The 15,967-nt window shown below is 69.6% G+C and carries 14 protein-coding genes; 6 read left to right on the forward strand and 8 right to left on the reverse strand.

The features are described 5' to 3' along the window. Positions 1-133 precede the first annotated feature (133 nt). Positions 134-700, reverse strand: a complete 567-nt coding sequence (locus F0U63_RS26615; protein ID WP_395833725.1) for a TetR/AcrR family transcriptional regulator — start codon at positions 698-700, stop codon at positions 134-136. A gap of 109 nt (positions 701-809) precedes the next feature. On the opposite strand from F0U63_RS26615, the gene F0U63_RS26620 reads away from it, so the two are divergent. Then, on the forward strand, positions 810-1,820 hold the full coding sequence (locus F0U63_RS26620) for an NADP-dependent oxidoreductase (RefSeq protein ID WP_395833727.1): 1,011 nt from the start codon (positions 810-812) through the stop codon (positions 1,818-1,820). Positions 1,821-1,898: 78 nt separating this feature from the next. Here F0U63_RS26620 and F0U63_RS26625 read toward each other — a convergent pair whose 3' ends face one another. Together F0U63_RS26625 and F0U63_RS26630 are read right to left on the reverse strand one after the other, a co-directional pair. Continuing rightward, entirely contained in the window at positions 1,899-2,153 is a 255-nt protein-coding gene (locus tag F0U63_RS26625) for a DUF1272 domain-containing protein (RefSeq protein ID WP_395833729.1), read from the reverse strand. Between the two features lie 133 nt (positions 2,154-2,286). Then, on the reverse strand, positions 2,287-3,216 hold the full coding sequence (locus tag F0U63_RS26630; RefSeq protein WP_395833731.1) for a LysR family transcriptional regulator: 930 nt from the start codon (positions 3,214-3,216) through the stop codon (positions 2,287-2,289). A 104-nt stretch (positions 3,217-3,320) separates the two neighbouring features. Between F0U63_RS26630 and F0U63_RS26635 the strand changes: the two genes are divergently transcribed. Further along, a complete protein-coding gene (locus F0U63_RS26635; RefSeq protein ID WP_395833733.1) occupies positions 3,321-3,959 on the forward strand; it encodes a glutathione binding-like protein in 639 nt (212 codons plus the stop codon). A 23-nt stretch (positions 3,960-3,982) separates the two neighbouring features. Here the strand turns inward: F0U63_RS26635 and F0U63_RS26640 are convergent, their stop codons facing one another. The 5 genes from F0U63_RS26640 to F0U63_RS26660 form a co-directional block, all read right to left on the reverse strand. Continuing rightward, a complete protein-coding gene (locus F0U63_RS26640) occupies positions 3,983-5,431 on the reverse strand; it encodes an FAD-binding protein (protein WP_395833735.1) in 1,449 nt (482 codons plus the stop codon). 124 nt (positions 5,432-5,555) lie between these two features. Continuing rightward, on the reverse strand, positions 5,556-6,935 hold the full coding sequence (locus F0U63_RS26645; protein WP_395833737.1) for a DUF3526 domain-containing protein: 1,380 nt from the start codon (positions 6,933-6,935) through the stop codon (positions 5,556-5,558). After that, positions 6,932-8,368, reverse strand: coding sequence for an ABC transporter permease (locus tag F0U63_RS26650; protein WP_395833739.1), 1,437 nt, complete (start codon positions 8,366-8,368; stop codon positions 6,932-6,934). The genes F0U63_RS26645 and F0U63_RS26650 overlap by 4 nt, the downstream gene beginning before the upstream one ends. Further along, positions 8,365-9,105, reverse strand: a complete 741-nt coding sequence (locus tag F0U63_RS26655; RefSeq protein ID WP_395833741.1) for an ABC transporter ATP-binding protein — start codon at positions 9,103-9,105, stop codon at positions 8,365-8,367. Before F0U63_RS26655 ends, F0U63_RS26650 begins: the two co-directional genes overlap by 4 nt. 132 nt (positions 9,106-9,237) lie before the next feature. Next, complete coding sequence (locus tag F0U63_RS26660; protein WP_395833743.1) at positions 9,238-9,852, reverse strand: helix-turn-helix domain-containing protein; 615 nt, start codon at positions 9,850-9,852, stop codon at positions 9,238-9,240. 123 nt (positions 9,853-9,975) lie between these two features. On the opposite strand from F0U63_RS26660, the gene F0U63_RS26665 reads away from it, so the two are divergent. From F0U63_RS26665 to F0U63_RS26680, 4 genes are all read left to right on the forward strand, one after another. After that, positions 9,976-10,989 (forward strand): aldo/keto reductase, encoded by a 1,014-nt coding sequence (locus tag F0U63_RS26665; RefSeq protein ID WP_395833745.1) that lies wholly within the window; start codon positions 9,976-9,978, stop codon positions 10,987-10,989. Between the two features lie 222 nt (positions 10,990-11,211). Continuing rightward, entirely contained in the window at positions 11,212-13,338 is a 2,127-nt protein-coding gene (locus F0U63_RS26670) for a von Willebrand factor type A domain-containing protein (RefSeq protein ID WP_395833747.1), read from the forward strand. 9 nt (positions 13,339-13,347) lie between these two features. Beyond that, complete coding sequence (locus tag F0U63_RS26675; RefSeq protein ID WP_395833749.1) at positions 13,348-15,162, forward strand: sensor histidine kinase; 1,815 nt, start codon at positions 13,348-13,350, stop codon at positions 15,160-15,162. Continuing rightward, positions 15,163-15,864 (forward strand): response regulator transcription factor, encoded by a 702-nt coding sequence (locus F0U63_RS26680; protein ID WP_395833751.1) that lies wholly within the window; start codon positions 15,163-15,165, stop codon positions 15,862-15,864. The last annotated feature ends 103 nt before the right edge of the window (positions 15,865-15,967 follow it).

A 15,967-nucleotide genomic window follows, 5' to 3' on the forward strand; every position in this document is an offset into this window, starting at 1 on the left:
TCCCCTCGTGGTTCACCCAGCGTAGGGGGTAGCAGGCTCCGCCAGGCTCAGCCCTCGTGGCCCCGGCACCATGCCACGCGCCGGGCGAGCCTCTGCTCCAGGGGGCACGGGCCGACTCGCGCTCCATCGGGCTTCACGTCCGCTCGGACCCTGCTCGCTCCGTCAGGATCGCGCTCGCGATGATATTGAAAAGATGATCGGCGCGTTGCGCGAGCGCGGCCTGGTCTCCGAGCCACGCAAGCGCTCCGATCAGTGCGAACAGGTCAGTGCCATCCATGTCGGGTCGAGCCAGGCCTTTGTCCTGAGCGCGGGCGAGAAGCCGCGCGCCTGCCGTGCGCATCGTGACGCACGAAGCATGGAGAGCTGAGTCCGGGTCGGCGATGGCGGCCATCATCGACTCCGTCACTCCGCGATAGTTTCGCGAGACCGTCACGGCTTCGCGCAGCCACGACACGAGGGCGTCGCCGGGGGACTTCGACGTTTCGAGTTCGCCTGCCCTCGTCGTCAGCTCGTCGAAGCACGCGCGGAGCAAAGCGTCCAGCAACGCCTCTCGCGTCGGAAAGTGACGGTACAACGTGCCGAGCCCGACACCGGCTCTGCGAGCGATGTCGCGCAACGACGCGTCGGCGCCCTGCTCGGCGACGACGTCGCGCGCGGCGGTGAGCAACTGCTCGTAGTTCTTCTTCGCGTCGGCTCGCATGACCTCGGCTTGACAAGCGGGGCACTGCTCCGCATATACGGGGCACTGCTCCGGATATTCGGAGCACCGCTCCGAATCCAATAGCGCATCTTTCGTGAAGGGGATAGCAATGTCGATGAAAACGATGAAGGCGATCCGGTTCCACGAGTTCGGTGGCCCTGAGGTTCTGCGTTACGAGGATGCGCCGAAGCCCGAGCTGAAGCCGGGCGAGGTGCTGGTCCGCGTCCACGCCGCCGGCATCAATCCCCCCGACTGGTATCTGCGCGAAGGCTACAAGTCGCTGCCACCCGATTGGCGGCCGCAGGTGCCCTTCCCCGTCATTCCGGGGTCTGACGTCTCCGGCATCGTCGAGGCCGTCGCCGAGGACGTGCGGGGCTTTTCGGTCGGAGACGAGGTTTTCGGCATGATTCGTTTTCCCAGCTTCGGGGGCAGCCTGGCCTATGCCGAATACATCTCCGCGCCCGCGTCGGACCTCAGCCTCAAGCCGGCTGCCATTGATCACGTCCAGGCCGCGGGTGCCCCGATGGCGGGGCTCACCGCGTGGCAGTTCCTGATCGAGCTTGGGCACGACGCGGCGAACCCGTTTCAACCGGAGAAGCACCGCCCGGTACCTCTCGACGGCAAGACCGTGCTCATCAATGGTGCCGCGGGCGGCGTGGGGCACATCGCGGTGCAACTGGCGAAGTGGAAGGGCGCCCACGTCATCGCGGTCGCGTCAGGCAAGAACGAGGCGTTCCTGCGCGGTCTCGGCGCCGACGAGTTCATCGACTACACCAAGAGCCCGCCCGAGGACGTCGCGCATGACGTCGATCTCGTCCTCGACACCCTTGGCGGTCCCACGACCGGCCGTTTCCTGCGCACCCTCAAGCCTGGCGGCGCGCTCTTTCCGGTGTTCCTGGGCTTCTCCGACGCGGAGGAGGCCGCGAAGCGAGGGGTGACGGTGTCGATGACGCAGGTGCGCTCGAACGGGGCTCAGCTCGCGAAGTTCGCAGCCTTGCTGGACGCCGGCACGGTTCGCGTCGCGATTGACAGCACGTTTCCGCTCGCGAATGCGCGCAAAGCGCATGAGCGAGCCACCCAAGGGCACATCCAAGGGAAGATCGTTCTCACGGTCGAGTGAGGGCAAGGCGCTGAACAGCACCGTCCTCCTGCCGCCGCCGTTTGCCCGAGCAGGCCGCACCTCGCCGGCCACGTCGGTTCAGGAGACGCCGGCCGCCTCGCATCCCCGCGGCTTGTACACCCGCTCGACCGATGCCGGATACTTGCCCAGCTTTTCCGCCGGACGACGCGGCCGCGTCACCAGCTCGCCGCCGCAGTTGGGGCATTTGCCGCCCAACCGGGAGTCGGCGCAATCGGCGCAGAACGTACATTCGAAGGTGCAGATGCGGGCATTGCTCGCATCCGGAGGGAGGTCCTTGTCGCAGCATTCGCAGCCCGGACGCATTTGCAGCATGTCTTCCTCCGTGGCGGGTGGCTTGAAATCGCGTCTTCCTTTACCTCAGTCCCGGGCGGAACGCGCCATCCATCCACTTGCAGCACCCGCAGCTCCGCGCTGACCTCGCCGTCGGCGATCCGCGGACGGATCCTCAACCCGCCAGAAGTCCTCGGGGGGCCGCGGCCTCGAGTGCGGACAAGAGGCGGAGCGCGGCATCATTGAGCTCCCGCCGCCACGCGAGTCGCCAGGGCCGGCGGAGTGGTCCCGCCGCGAGACGCTTCGCGACGAGATCTCCCTTGCCGAGGTGCGGGTTGGCGATCCACTCGGAGAGCACCGCGATGCCCATGCCCGCACGCGCTACGTCGAGGATCGCCTCCGTGAGCGGCAGCCGCTCGAAGCGAAGCCGTGGCCTCGCCCGGCCGAATACGCTCGCCATGAACCAGTGCGACTCCGCCGACGCGCTCTGCCCGATCAGGAGCGTGTTCTCGCGGATGTCCGCGGGCGTGAGCGTCTTGCGCGCAGCGAGCGGGTGCGACGCCGACATGATGAACACGACCTCATCGGAGAAGATCTGACGCGCCTCGAGCCTGCCGCGTGGGACCACCGACCTCGTGACGAGCGCGACGTCGATCTCCCCGGCCTCGAGCGCCGCGACGGGAGCGAGTGTGTGCTCCACCGCCAACGCGACCTCGAGTTCCGGCAGGCTCTTGCGCAGCCTCAGGAGCGTGGACGGGAGCCAGTGGTACGCGGTGTAGCACTCGCAGACGAGGCGGAGGCGCATGGGCGGAGCCACCGGCGCGCGCACGAGATGCTCGAGGTCGCCCATCTCCACCAGAAGGCGCGTCGCGCCGGTGACGAGGCGCTGCCCCGCCGCGGTGGGGACGAGCCCGCGAGGCGTACGGTCGAAGAGGCGCGTGCCGAGCTTGTCCTCCGCCGAGAGGAGCGCGCGGCTCACCGCTGGCTGCGTGAGGTGCAGCACGGAGGCGGCTTGCGCCGTGGTGCCGGCGGAGGCCAGGGCGAGCACGACGCGAAGGTCGCGCACGTCGAGGCGGGGACTCGGAGGAGGCGCAATGTCATTCATGCATTGAGTCTATGCCAAGGATGCGTTGGACGCATTCCCCCAGAATGCGCAGAGTGGCGCTCGTTCCAGTGAATGGAACGAAAACGACCCCTGGAGGAAATGCCATGCAACTTTATTTTTCGCCCCTGTCCTGTTCGATGGCGACCCGAATCGCGTTCTACGAGGCGGGAGAGGACGCCACGTTCATCGAGATCGACCCGAAGACGAAGCTCACGCGCGACGGAAAAAACTTCCGGGACATCCATCCGCTCGGCCTCGTCCCGACCCTCCGCACCGACGACGGCGGCATCCTCACGGAGAACGCGGCGATCCTTCAGTACGTGGCCGACTTCTTCCCCAAGGCGAAGCTCGCGCCGACGGACCGCATGGAGCGCGCCCGGTTGCACGAGTGGCTGTGCTTCATCGGGACCGAGCTGCACAAGACACTCTTCATGCCACTGCTCGACATGAAGGCCCCCGAAGGGGCGAAGGCCTACGCGCTGGAGAAGGGGGCCTCCCGCCTCTCTCATCTGGAGACGTACCTGACCGGCCGTGAGTTCCTCCTCGAGCGATTCAGCGTCGCGGACGCGTACCTGTTCGCGGTGCTGAACTGGTCCGTGGTGACGCCGGTCGACCTGAAGAAGTGGCCGGCGATCAGCGCATACGTTGCCCGCCTGCGAGACAGACCGAGCGTGGCGAAGGCTTTCGCGGAGGAGCGGGCGCTCTACTCGGAGGAGAAGGCGCGGCACAAGGCAAGCGCGTGAGCAGCCCGCCAGGGCAGCCTGACTCAGAAGATGCCCTGCCCTGGCGTGAGGATACGGGCCGGGTCGAAGCGACGCTTCGCGGACTCGAAGCGCTCCCAATAGGGGTACAGGTGGCGGCGCCAGTCGGCATGGCTCAGAGGAACGGCGTCCACGGGGTACAGCTTTCCGCCCATGGCGGTGAGCCGCTCGAAGATGGCGCGGTTCTTCTGCACGAGGGCCGCCACGTTCTCCGGCGTCGGCGGAATGGCGGTACGCAGCAGCGAGAAGAGAAAGACGTGCGGATCCGTGGGGACTCGGAGGAAGGGGGCGGTGAGCGCTGCTGAGCGGAAGGGGTAGAGCAGAATGGGCCCCTGCCCCGTGTCTGCCTCGGTGGTCTGCGATAGCACCTCTTCCACGAACGCGGCCGCGGACCGGGCGGGAACGAACATGTCCATCCACGGGTGCGGAAACTCCCAGATACCGAGCTGTTGGAGCATCGCCACCAACGGCGCGAGTCGATTGGCGAAGTCGAAGTAGCTGCTGTCCGTCACCTGGAGCGTCCCGGGTTGGAAGCCGAGGCCCGCGAGCAGCCTGTCGTCCTGCGGCTCGGCACCAGGGGTGAAGTACTTCACCGCCTCGAGTTGGAAGGCCCATCCGCCAGCGGAGGAGACAACGGCACCCTCGACATAGTCGAAACGGCCGTCCTCGATCAGCCGCCGCTGGTCGTCCAGGAAGCGGTGGAGGTCGCCGTACAGCGCGGTATAGGTCCGCGCACGGGGTGGCACCTCGACGAGCCGTACCCGGGCACGCACGATGATGCCGAACTGGCCCAGCCCCGACCGCACGGCGTCGAACAGGTGCCGCTCGCATGAGGGCGAGCACCGCACGAGCTCGCCCTCCCCCGTGACGACATCCAGCTCCAGGACGTTGTCCACCTGGAGACCCCAGCGAAACGCCTGCCCACCAATGCCGCCCACCGACAGCGTCCCACCGATGCTCAACTCGATGTAGTCTGTGAGTGTCGGAGGGCTCCTGCCGGAAGGAAGCGTGGCCTCCAGCAACTGGCGCCACCGGACACCCGCGTCCACCCAAGCGCTCGACTCGCCCATCTCGTGGATGGTCGAAAGCGCGGACATGTCGATGACGATGCCCGCTGGCACCTGGGACTGACCGTAAGTGCTGTGGCTCTCGCCGAGCCCTCGCGCGGCGGCGATGTGCAGGCCCTGGCGACGCGCGAAGCGGACCATGGCCACGATGTCCCCCACCGAGCCCGGGACGAGCACGGCCTGGGGCGTGCGGTGGACGATGTGGCCAAAGTCCTCCGCGGCCGCGGCGAGCGACGCCGCGTCCATCAGCAGCGCCCCTTCCAGCGGAGGAAGGGGGACGGAGCCGGGCTCCAGCGTGGCGGCCCAGCTCCGGCTCGCGGGGTTGAATGCCATGGCCACCAACGCACCCTGGAGCAACGTCCTCCGGGAGAGAGCTCGACCCGTCATGAATTCCTCACTCCTTCGCGGCGCGCCGCACCCGCTCGCCGCACGTCAGAAAGGCGCTCATTCTGTTTCTACCTCGTGGAACATGCCAGCAGCCTCCGCCGGCACGCGCACCTCCCACTGAGGTTCACCGTCCTTCCTGGGCCGCGAACGAGGACAGGGCCCGGACGCCTCGGATGGCGGCGCCGGAGGCGAGCGCCGTCAGCACCAGCAGCCCGAGCAGCGGAGCCAGTGGCAGGGAGGCGCTCGATGGCCGGGGTTCATGGCGAGGCAGCCGCTCGAAGTCGGCCCGCTGGAACGGCCGCTCGTGGAACAGGTACGGGTAGTAGAAGTCGCGCAGCCGGGTGTGGAACGCCTCGATGCCGCGCTGGTAGGCCAGCTGCGCCCGCAGGTCGCTGTCCGCGGCGCGGTGGAGGAACGTCTGGACGGCGGCCGCCGGGAGGAGCCAGCCGAGCCGGGCGGCCCAGTCCTCGCGGGCCGTCAGGCTCTGGCGGTAGTCCGCGACCTCGGCGGCGACCCCGTCATCCCCCACCTCGTGCATGGCGTAGTACCACTTCCAGTGGAAGCGGCCGAGCACCGGCGGCGTGTCGCGCCACTCCGGATGCTTGACGAAGAAGGGCCGGAAGGTCTCCTCCTTGGGAATGTCCCAGGCGCGGTGCACCCGCTCGCGCTGGGCCAGGGTCAGCTCGACGCCCTGGGCCACGGGGATGGCGCGGGAGATGACGGCGTTGGCCAGCGCGGGCGCCAGCAGGGTCAGCGCGATCCAACAGGCCATCAACGCCGCGCCATTGGCCGCCGAGCTCCGGCCCCGCGTGGCGACCCCCAGCGCCAGTGCCGACCAGAACGCGGCATAGAGCGCCGCCGCCAGCGCGATGGCGAGGGTCCCCGCCACCGGGGCCCGGGAGAGCGCTGCGCCCACCCCGAACGGGACGAGCAAGGCGCCCAGGACCAGCAGGTAGCGCAAAAGGCCGCGGCGTCCCCACACCCCGAGACCGGAGGCTGGCAGGGACACCAGGAGCCGGAGCCGTCCCGCCTCCCGCTCGCCCGACACCAGCTCGTGCATCAGGGCGATGATGACCAGCGGCGCCAGGTAGATCAGCACGAAGGCGAAGTCGAAGGCGCCGGGGAGCGCGAGCTCCGGATTCAGGGTCTCGGACTCGTAGAGCTGCGAGTGCAGGCCCAACAGCCGCACGCGCAGGACATAGGGCTGCACGTCCCGCTGGCCGAGCGCCGCGAAGGCCAGGGGCGACGGTGGATCCGTGGTGAGGTGGAAGGTGTAGTAGGCGGCGGAGCCCGCCTCCACGCCGGGCTTGCCGTACTCCTGGGTCACCGAGGCCAGGTCCAGTTCCTGCGTGGCCTCCACCCGCTCGATGACGGCGGACTGCCGGGCGGTCGCCGCGAGGCCAGCCGCCACGGACAGGGCCGACAGGAGCAGGAGCAGCACGAGCGCGCCGGCGCTCAACGGCGCCCGGAACAACAATCGGAGTTCCGCGGTCCAGGTGCTCATCGCGAGGCCTCCTCCAGGCGCCGGGCGGCGAGGCCACAGCCGGCGAGCAAGACCGCCAACCAACAGACCAGCACCAGGAGGTTGGCCTGGATCCGCTCGCCCGCGAGCTGGAGCACATCCGGCTGCCGGTAGGTGAAGCCCGGCAGCGTCTTCCAATGCTCGGCGGAGATCCGGGGGTCCGCTCCGGCGTTCTGGTTGGGGATCTTCGTCACCTGCAGGAGGTTGAGCGCCTGGACGAAGGCGTAGCGGTGCCGCTCCACCTGCTCCAGGAAGTCCTGGTGGCTCTCGGTGTCGGTGGCGGCCAGACTCATGGAGAGCTGGCGCACGGCGATGAGCGGGCTGAGCACTCCGAGCTGGCGCACGAGCTGGTTCTGCGCCGCCTCGCGGGCGAAGGCGTCTTGTGCGTGGCGATCGAACAGCCCGCTCGTCAGGCGCTCGCCCTCCATGCCGACCAGCCCCGCCCACTGGACCGGAAGGTCCTCGACCTTGTCGACGCCATAGCGGGCGAGGGTCTTCGCCTTGAACTCGGAGAAGTAGGGGTCGTCTGGATTGTGGCTGTCGCCGATCCGCTTGAGCTCCCGGTGGATCGTCACGTCCGTCTCGATGCGCGTCGGCGTGGGGAGGCGCGCCACCGCGAGTTCGGGAAGCAGCCGGGGCACGAGGATGACCACGCCCATCCAGGCCGCGACCAGGACGATCATCGCATCCCGCGCGCGCCGGACCCACAGCGACACGAGCAGGGCCCCCACCGCCCAGATGAACAGGTAGACGAGATAGCCGGACACCAGCAGCAGGCTGGGCACGGGGGGCGCCCAGCCCGCGAGCGCCACGGCCGCCAGCACCAGGAGTGCCGGCGCGGCGATCACGGCCACGCCGCCAGCATGGGCCAACAGCTTGCCCGCGGCGAGCTCGGACGGGCGCAGGCCCTGGGCCAGCAGCAGCCGCAGCGTCCCCTGCTCGCGCTCGCGTGCCACGGCCCCGAAGGCGAGGAAGACGATGAGCAGCGGCGCCAGGGTCTGCAGCACGAAGGCCGGCGTCAACTGGCCGAAGCGCAGCAGCAGCGAGGACTGCCGCGCCTCGCTGAAGTTGGCGCTGTTCTGCCGGTGGCCTTCCAGGAACACCGTGTTGCCGGTGAAGCCATCCACTCCCGGATCGAAGAAGGCCAGGGCCGACAGGGGCCGGAAGACGAACTGTCCGTAGTGCACCATCCGGTGCGGATGGCGGTCCGGCTGGGCGTCGAACGCCTCGTCCGCCGTGGCCTGGTAGCGCGCCCGGGCCGCCCGCGTGGCCTCGCGCTGCTCCAGGCCCAGCAGGGCGGAGGTCACCAGCAGGGCCACCAGCGTGAGGCTGGCGATCACCGCCACCCGGTTGCGCACCAGGGCGCGCCACTCCTCGGCGGCCACCCGGAGCACTTTCGTGTATCGGAAGCTCATGCCGCCTCCCCTGCCCGCGCGTAGCGCTGATGCAAGGCCCGGACGTCGAACCGTTCCGCGCCGGTGGCGGCCAGCTCCTCCTCGAGCCGGCCCTGGGCCAGGAAGCCGATCCGGTCGGCGATCTCGGCGGCGCTCAGCAGATCATGCGTCACCATCAGGGTGGCGACACCCCGGGAGCGGGCCGTATCCAGCAGGCGGTTGAAGTCCCCGGTCGCCCGTGGATCCAGGCCCGAGGTCGGCTCGTCCAGGAGCAGCACGGGCACGCGCCGCGCGATGGCCAGCGCGATCGCCACCTTCTGGCGCATGCCCTTGGAGAACCCACCCACGCGTTTGCCCCACGCCTCGTGCGCCAGGCCGACCGCCTCCAGCGCCGCGTCGATGTCCGCCGGCGCGCGCCGCTCGCTCCCCGCGAGCGTCAGGAAGTAGTCGAGGTTCTCCCGCGCGCTGAGGTGCTCGTAGAGGGCCACGTTCTCGGGGACATAAGCCAGGCGCGAGCGCGCGGCCTGGGGATCGGCCGCCACCTCCTGGCCACACACCCGGGCCCGCCCCGCCGTCGGGCGTACCAGGCCCAGGAAGATGCCGAGCGTCGTCGACTTGCCCGCGCCGTTGCCGCCGAGCAGGGCGTAGATCCGCCCGGGCTCCACGGTGAAGTTCAGCCCTCGAAGAACGGTCTTCGAGCCATAGCGGTGCTCGAGCCCGACGGCCTCGAGCGCACCGGTGTTCACGATGTCGGACATGCTCTCCTCGCTCCGAATGAACCGCGATCACCCGCGGCCCCCCCTGTCCCAGCACGAGGATTAAATGCAACACAGTGGCAATTGCAAGACAGTTGTCTGAGAGTGAGGGCGCCTTCACGCGAGGAGGACGCCTCAACCCGGCTCGCGCGCCATGACGATGTAGCAAACGCACACGCCACGCCCGGTGTTGACGAACGCGTGGGGCACGTCCGCCTCGAAATAGAAGGCGTCCTGCGCCTCCACCGTGACGCTCGCGTCCGGGAAGTCGATGCGCAGCGTGCCCTTCTCCACGACCAGGTACTTGCCCACCGGCAAGTCCTTGCCCGGCAACTCCCCCGTCGAGGTGTTCGCCGGCAGCGTGAACCGGAGGAACTCCACCCCCCGCGTCTCGAACGGGGGCGACAGGAGCTGCCGCAGCACGCCGCTCTCCCCATCCCGGAACGTGGGCTGCTGCGCCGGAGGCAGCAACATCCGCGCCTGTTTCGGCCTCGGGGGCGACATCAGCTCCGACAGCCCCACCCCCAGCCCCTTCGCGATGCGCACCGCCACCACCAGCGTGGGGTTGTTCGTCCCCCGCTCCACCTTGGAGATCATCGCCCGGCTCACCTCCGAGCGCTCCGCCAGCGCCTCCAGCGTGAGCCCCCGCTCCTGCCTCAGCTCCCGGATGCGCGCCCCCAACCGCGACGCCTCCGCCGCCTCCAGCTCCGTCGCTCCCGCTCCACTCGAACTCGGCTTGACATTTCTCATATGTGAGAACAGTAAAGGACCCACCCGAACGCCTCGGTCCGGGCCCGGTGGGACGTTACCGCCCAGGCCAGGAGACTGCTCGCGCTTCGGGACGAGTGCACACGCCGTAGGGAGATCTGGAGCATGGAGACTCGAAAGCTGGGGAAGCAGGGGCTCGCCGTCTCGGCCATCGGCCTGGGCTGCATGGGCATGTCGGACTTCTACTCCGGGCGGGATGACGCGGAGTCGGAGGCCACGCTGCTGCACGCGCTGGAGCGGGGCATCACCTTCTTCGACACCGCGGATGCCTATGGCCCGGGCCTCAACGAGGAGCTGGTGGGCCGCGTGCTCCGCCCGCACCGCGCGAAGGTGGTGCTGGCCACGAAGTTCGGCATCGTCCGGGACCCGAACAACCCGAACGCGCGCACCATCAACGGCCGCCCCGAGTACGTGAAACAGGCGTGCGAGGCCAGCCTCCGGCGGCTGGGCATGGAGGTCATCGACCTGTACTACCTGCACCGCGTGGACCTGAATACGCCCATCGAGGAGACCGTGGGCGCCATGGCCGAGCTGGTGAAGCAGGGCAAGGTGCGCTACCTCGGGCTCTCCGAGGTGAACTCGGACACGCTGCGCCGCGCGTGCGCCGTGCACCCCATCACCGCGCTGCAGAGCGAGTACTCGCTGTGGAGCCGCGATCCGGAAGACGGCGTGCTCCAGACCTGCCGCGAGCTGGGCGTGGGCTTCGTGCCCTACAGCCCCCTGGGCCGTGGCTTCCTCACCGGGCAGATCAAGCGCTTCGAGGACCTGGCCCAGGACGACTACCGCCGCAACAGCCCGCGCTTCCAGGGAGAGAACTTCCAGCGCAACCTGAAGCTGGTGGAGCACATCGAGCAGCTCGCCCGGAAGAAGCAGTGCTCGCCGGCACAGCTCGCCCTCGCCTGGGTGCTGGCCCGGGGGGAGGACCTCGTGCCCATCCCCGGCACCAAGCGGCGCAAGTACCTGGACGACAACCTGGGGGCGCTGGACGTGAAGCTCACCGAGCGCGACCTGGCCGAGATCGACGCCATCGTGCCTCCGGGTGCCGCCGCCGGAGACCGCTACCCGGCCAACATGAAGAACCTGACGCAGTCCGACAAACCGGCGCCCCAGGCTCGCTGAAGACTCTCCCGTGCCGGGCGGCTATTCGGGCCAGGCGGTGCGGCCCATCGCGCTGCGGCACGTGATGGAGGTGGCCCGCGCGCTTCCCGGCATGCCCCTCTCCCGGGAGCCGGGGCGGCGCCGTGATGAAACCGTGATGAAGAGAGGAGCCCCGCGTGAGGCACCCCGAGGGCCACCTCTGGATGATGGGTCGCGTCCCATTGCTTCGAGGTGGCCCCGCTCATGACGTCCGCGCTCCCCCGCATCCTTTGTAGCGTCCTCCTGCTGCTGTCCGCGCCCGCCCTGGCCGACTCCGTCATCGTCGGGGCGGTCGTCAGTGCCGAGAGCAAAAAACCCCTCCCGGACGTGGTGGTCACCGCGCGCTCCCCCAACCTCCAGGGGGAGCAGACCGTGGTGACGGACAGCCAGGGCCAATACCGCATCCCCCAGCTCCCTCCGGGCGTCTACACGCTGCGCTTCGACAAGGAGGCGTTCAAACCCTTCACGCGCTCGGAGGTCCAGCTGCGCCTGGACCGCACCATCCGGGTGAACGTGGAACTGCTGCCCGAGGGCTTCACCCCGGAGATGGTCGACGCCCTCCCTCCCACGATCGACATCGGCTCGGCCTCGTCGGGCGTCAACATCGACCAGTACTTCATCAAGCGCATCGCGGTGAACCGTCCTGGCGGCAAGGAGGGGGGCGCGCGCTCCTTCGAATCGCTGGCCGAACTGGCTCCCGACCAGGTCAACCCGCGCGACTCCGAGGCAAAGCCCGTGGGGGGCCAGGGGCGTGTGGTGGTGCGGCCTTCCGAGCCCAAGAACCCCCTGAATGCCCCGAACTGGGCCCTGCCGCACATGCTCATCACCTCGCGCGACGGCACGCCGCAGCCCGTCTACCGGGCGACCCCGCCTCCCGAGCGCACCGCGGCGCCCGCCGACAAGCCCTTCTTCGACATGTATTTCAAGGGCTACGGGGTGAACCCCACCATCGACACCGAGGAGGAGCGCTTCTCCACCTTCTCGGTGGACGTGGACAGCGCGTCCTACTCGCTCGCGCGCGGCTACCTCCAGCGGAGGGCGCTGCCGGACGAGCAGGCGGTGCGGGTGGAGGAGTTCGTCAACAGCTTCGACTACGGTTACACGAATGACTCCAGCGAGCCCTTCAGCGTGCACGTGGAGGGCTTTCCCTCGCCGAGCCGCAAGGGCTACCACGTGGTGCACCTGGGACTGAAGGCGCACGAGGTGAGCCGCCAGGAGCGCAAGCCCGCCCACCTCGTCTTCGTCATCGACGTGTCGGGCTCGATGGACATCGAGAACCGGCTCGGGCTGGTGAAGCAGGCGCTGCGGCTGCTGGTCAACGAGCTGGACGAGCGGGACCGGGTGTCCATCGCCGTCTATGGCACCACGGCGCACCAGGTGCTCGGGCCCACGAGCGCCACCGAGACGCAGAAGCTGCTGGGGGCCATCGACTCGCTCGACTCCGAGGGCTCCACCAACGCCCAGGCGGGCATCGAGCTGGGCTACTCGCTCGCCGCGCGGCACTTCATCAAGGGGGGCATCAACCGCGTCATCCTGTGCTCGGACGGGGTGGCCAACAACGGCATCACCGACGCGGACGGCATCTGGGCGCGGGTGCGGACGCAGGCCTCGCGCGGCGTCACGCTCACCACGGTGGGCTTCGGCATGGGCAACTACAATGACGTGCTGATGGAGCGGCTGGCCCAGGTGGGCGAGGGCAACTACGCCTACGTGGATGAGCTCCACGAGGCGCACCGCATCTTCGTGCGCAACCTCACCGGCACGCTCCAGGTGGTGGCCAAGGACGTGAAGCTGCAGGTGGAGTTCGACCGCCAGGCCGTGGCGCGCTACCGGCTGGTGGGCTACGAGAACCGGATGCTCACCAAGGAGCAGTTCGCCGATGACCGGGTGGACGCGGGCGAAGTGGGCGCGGGCCATGCCGTCACCGCCATCTACGAGGTGAAGCTGCGCGAGCCCACCGGCGCCTTCGGCACCCTGCGCATCCGCTACAAGGCCCCGGAGGGGGGCAGCTCGCGGCTGGTGGAGAAGAAGCTGCCCGCCAGCGTGCTGCGGCCCGCGTATGGCGCCACGGCCTCGCCCACGCGCCTGTCCTACGTGGCGGCCGCCTTCGCCGAGAAGCTCCGGGGCTCCTATTGGGTGCGGCCCCTGTCCTACGCCCGGCTCCACGCCTTGTGGGAGGAGATCGGCGAGCCGCTGCGCGACCGGCCGGACGTGAAGGAGCTGGGCGAGCTGATCCACCAGGCCCAGGCGCTCGACCACCGGACGGACCGCTTCGAGCAGCTCTCGCCCGTGAGCACCATGGACTTCGACCGCGTTCCCGTCGTCAAGTAGAAGCGCCGCATGTTCCGCAGGTTGCTGCCCACCCTCGCTGCCCTCCTGCTCGGCCTGGCCGGGCTCGGGTGGGGTCTGTGGAACCTGCGGCGCATCTTCGCCGACGAGCGGGAGGATGCCCGCGCCTCGCTCCGCACCCGGCGCGAGGCGCTCGCGCAGTACGCGCGCGTCTCCCTGGCGCAGGCGCTCAAGGAGAAGCTGGAGCGGGCCCGGCCCGCGCTGGAGCTGGCGGCGGCCGACCCTCTCGCCCCCGCCGAGGATCTCTATCTGCGCGAGCGGGGGGAGCAGGTGCTGCCCCGGCTGGCCCACCATGAGCCGGCGGCGGATACGCCCGCGCGCGAGCGCTACCAGCGGCTGCACGCGGGCACCGAACTGCCCGACGAGGATGAGGGGCCGTGGGTGGAGCGGCTCGCCCTGACGCGCGCGGTGGAGCGGGCGCTCGCGCGCGACGAGGGACGCACGGCCACCCTGGCGCTCCTGGCGTTCCTCCAGCACCGGGCCCGGTATGTGATCGCCTCCACGCGGGACGTGCCCACACTGCTGGTGGTGCTGGAGGGACTGGCGGAGCGGGCCCAGCCGGTGCCCGAGCTCATGCGCTCCCTGATGCGCGATGGGATGGAGGACGGCCAGGGGGGCCGGCTGGAGGGGCTGCAACGGATGCTGCTGCTCAAGCGCTCGCGCTTCACCCCGGCGGACTTCGACTTCCTGCGCGAGCGCGTGGTGGCCCTGTCCCAGCGGACGGGAACGCCGGTGATGGACTTCGAGGCGCGCATCGTGGAACTCACCGCCGAGCCCCTCCGCCTGCCCGAGTCCCTCTCCGGCCCGACGCTGGTGCGCTCCGGCTGGTACCTGGAGTCAAGGGGGGAAGGCCATGCGGTAGGGGTGGCGGTGTCGCCCGAGGCGCTGATGGAGACGCTCACCCGGGAGATGCGCGAGCGCGGGCTGCTCGATGCCGAGGGGGACGTGCGGCTGCTGGGCGAGGAGGTGCTGCCGCTCGCATCGAATCCGCTGGCGGTGGAGACGCCGCTGTGGGCACGGGAGGAGGCGGCACTGGAGCAGCGCTACCGGTTGAAGACGGGCATGGTGGTGCTGTGCGCGGGGCTGGCGCTCACCATCGCGGGACTCGCGTTCCTGGGCCAGCACCGCAAGTACCGCTTCCTGGAGCTCAAGAGCGACTTCGTGGCCACGGTGTCCCACGAGCTGCGCACGCCCCTGGCCTCCATCCGGCTGCTCGCCGAGACGCTCGAGTGGCGGCTGGCGCAGGGGACCGAGGCGAAGGACTACCCCGCGCGCATCATCCACGAGGCGGACGGACTGGGCTTCCTGGTGGAAAACCTCTTGTCCTTCAACCGGATCGACAAGGGCCGGTGGGTGCCGCAGCTCTCGCGGGTGCGGCTGGACGAGCTGGTGGCCACGCTCCAGCGCGACCTGGAGGGCTGGGCGCGGGTGCCGGTGGAGCTGACGGCCGACGTGGGTGAGCGCGAGCTGCTCGCGGACCCGCAGCTCATGAGGCTGCTGCTGGCCAACCTGGCGCGCAACGCCTGTGCCTACAACACGCGCGAGCCCGTGCGTCTGCACGTGGAAGCACGGGCGGACGGGCGGGTGCGCTTCTCGGACAACGGCGTGGGGATTGCCGAGGCGGAGTGGGAGCGCGTCTTCGGGGAGTTCTACCGCCTGCGCGGACAGGGGCGTGAGGTGCCCGGGAGTGGACTGGGCCTCGCGCTGTGCCAGCGCATCGTGCGGCTGCATGGGGGACGGCTCCGCGTGGCGGCGTCCAGTCCCGAGGGAACCACTTTCGAATTCACCTTCGCGGAGCGGCGCTGAATGAATACCCACTCCCCTGCCCTCCTCATCGTGGAGGACGATCTCAACCTGAGGCTCGCGCTGCGAGACAACCTGGAGAACCAGGGGGGCTACGGCGTGGAGGAGGCCACCACGGTGGCCGAGGCACGCGCGCACCTCGCCCGGCGCACGTTCCAGCTCGTGCTGCTGGACGTGATGCTGCCGGATGGAGACGGCTACACGCTGTGCCGGACGCTGCGCCAGGAGGGGGTGACGACGCCGGTGATGATGCTCACGGCGCGCACGCTCGAGGACGACGTGGTGCGTGGCTTCGAGGCGGGAGCGCAGGACTACCTGGGCAAGCCCTACCGCCTGCGCGAGCTGCTCGCCCGGGTGGGGGCGCTGGTGCGGCGAGGAGGCGGCGCCGCGCCCGCGCGGGTGCTGCGCTTCGCGGGCTACCAGATGGACCTCGACCGGCGGAAGGTGGAGACGCCCGAGGGGACGCAGGTGGAGCTGACCCGCACCGAGTTCGACCTGCTGGCCTTCTTCGTGCGCGAGCGCGAGCGCGTGCTGCGGCGGGACGAGATCCTCGACGCGGTCTGGGGCCGCGAGGTGGTGGTGGATCCGCACACGGTGGACAACTTCGTCTCCAGCCTCAAGCGCAAGCTGGGATGGAACAGCCGCTCGCGCTTCTTCCTCCAGACGGTGCGGGGCGTGGGCTACCGGCTGGAACTCGAGCCATGAGCACGGTGGGCACCGGCCCAGGTGGTGGCCTACGAACTGTCACCGCGCCCCTGTGCGTTCCTCGCGGCTGCGCCAGCGCCTCGCCCCCCCGTCCCAACCTCCA

This window comes from Cystobacter fuscus (assembly GCF_044360685.1).
Lineage (GTDB): Bacteria > Myxococcota > Myxococcia > Myxococcales > Myxococcaceae > Cystobacter > Cystobacter fuscus_C.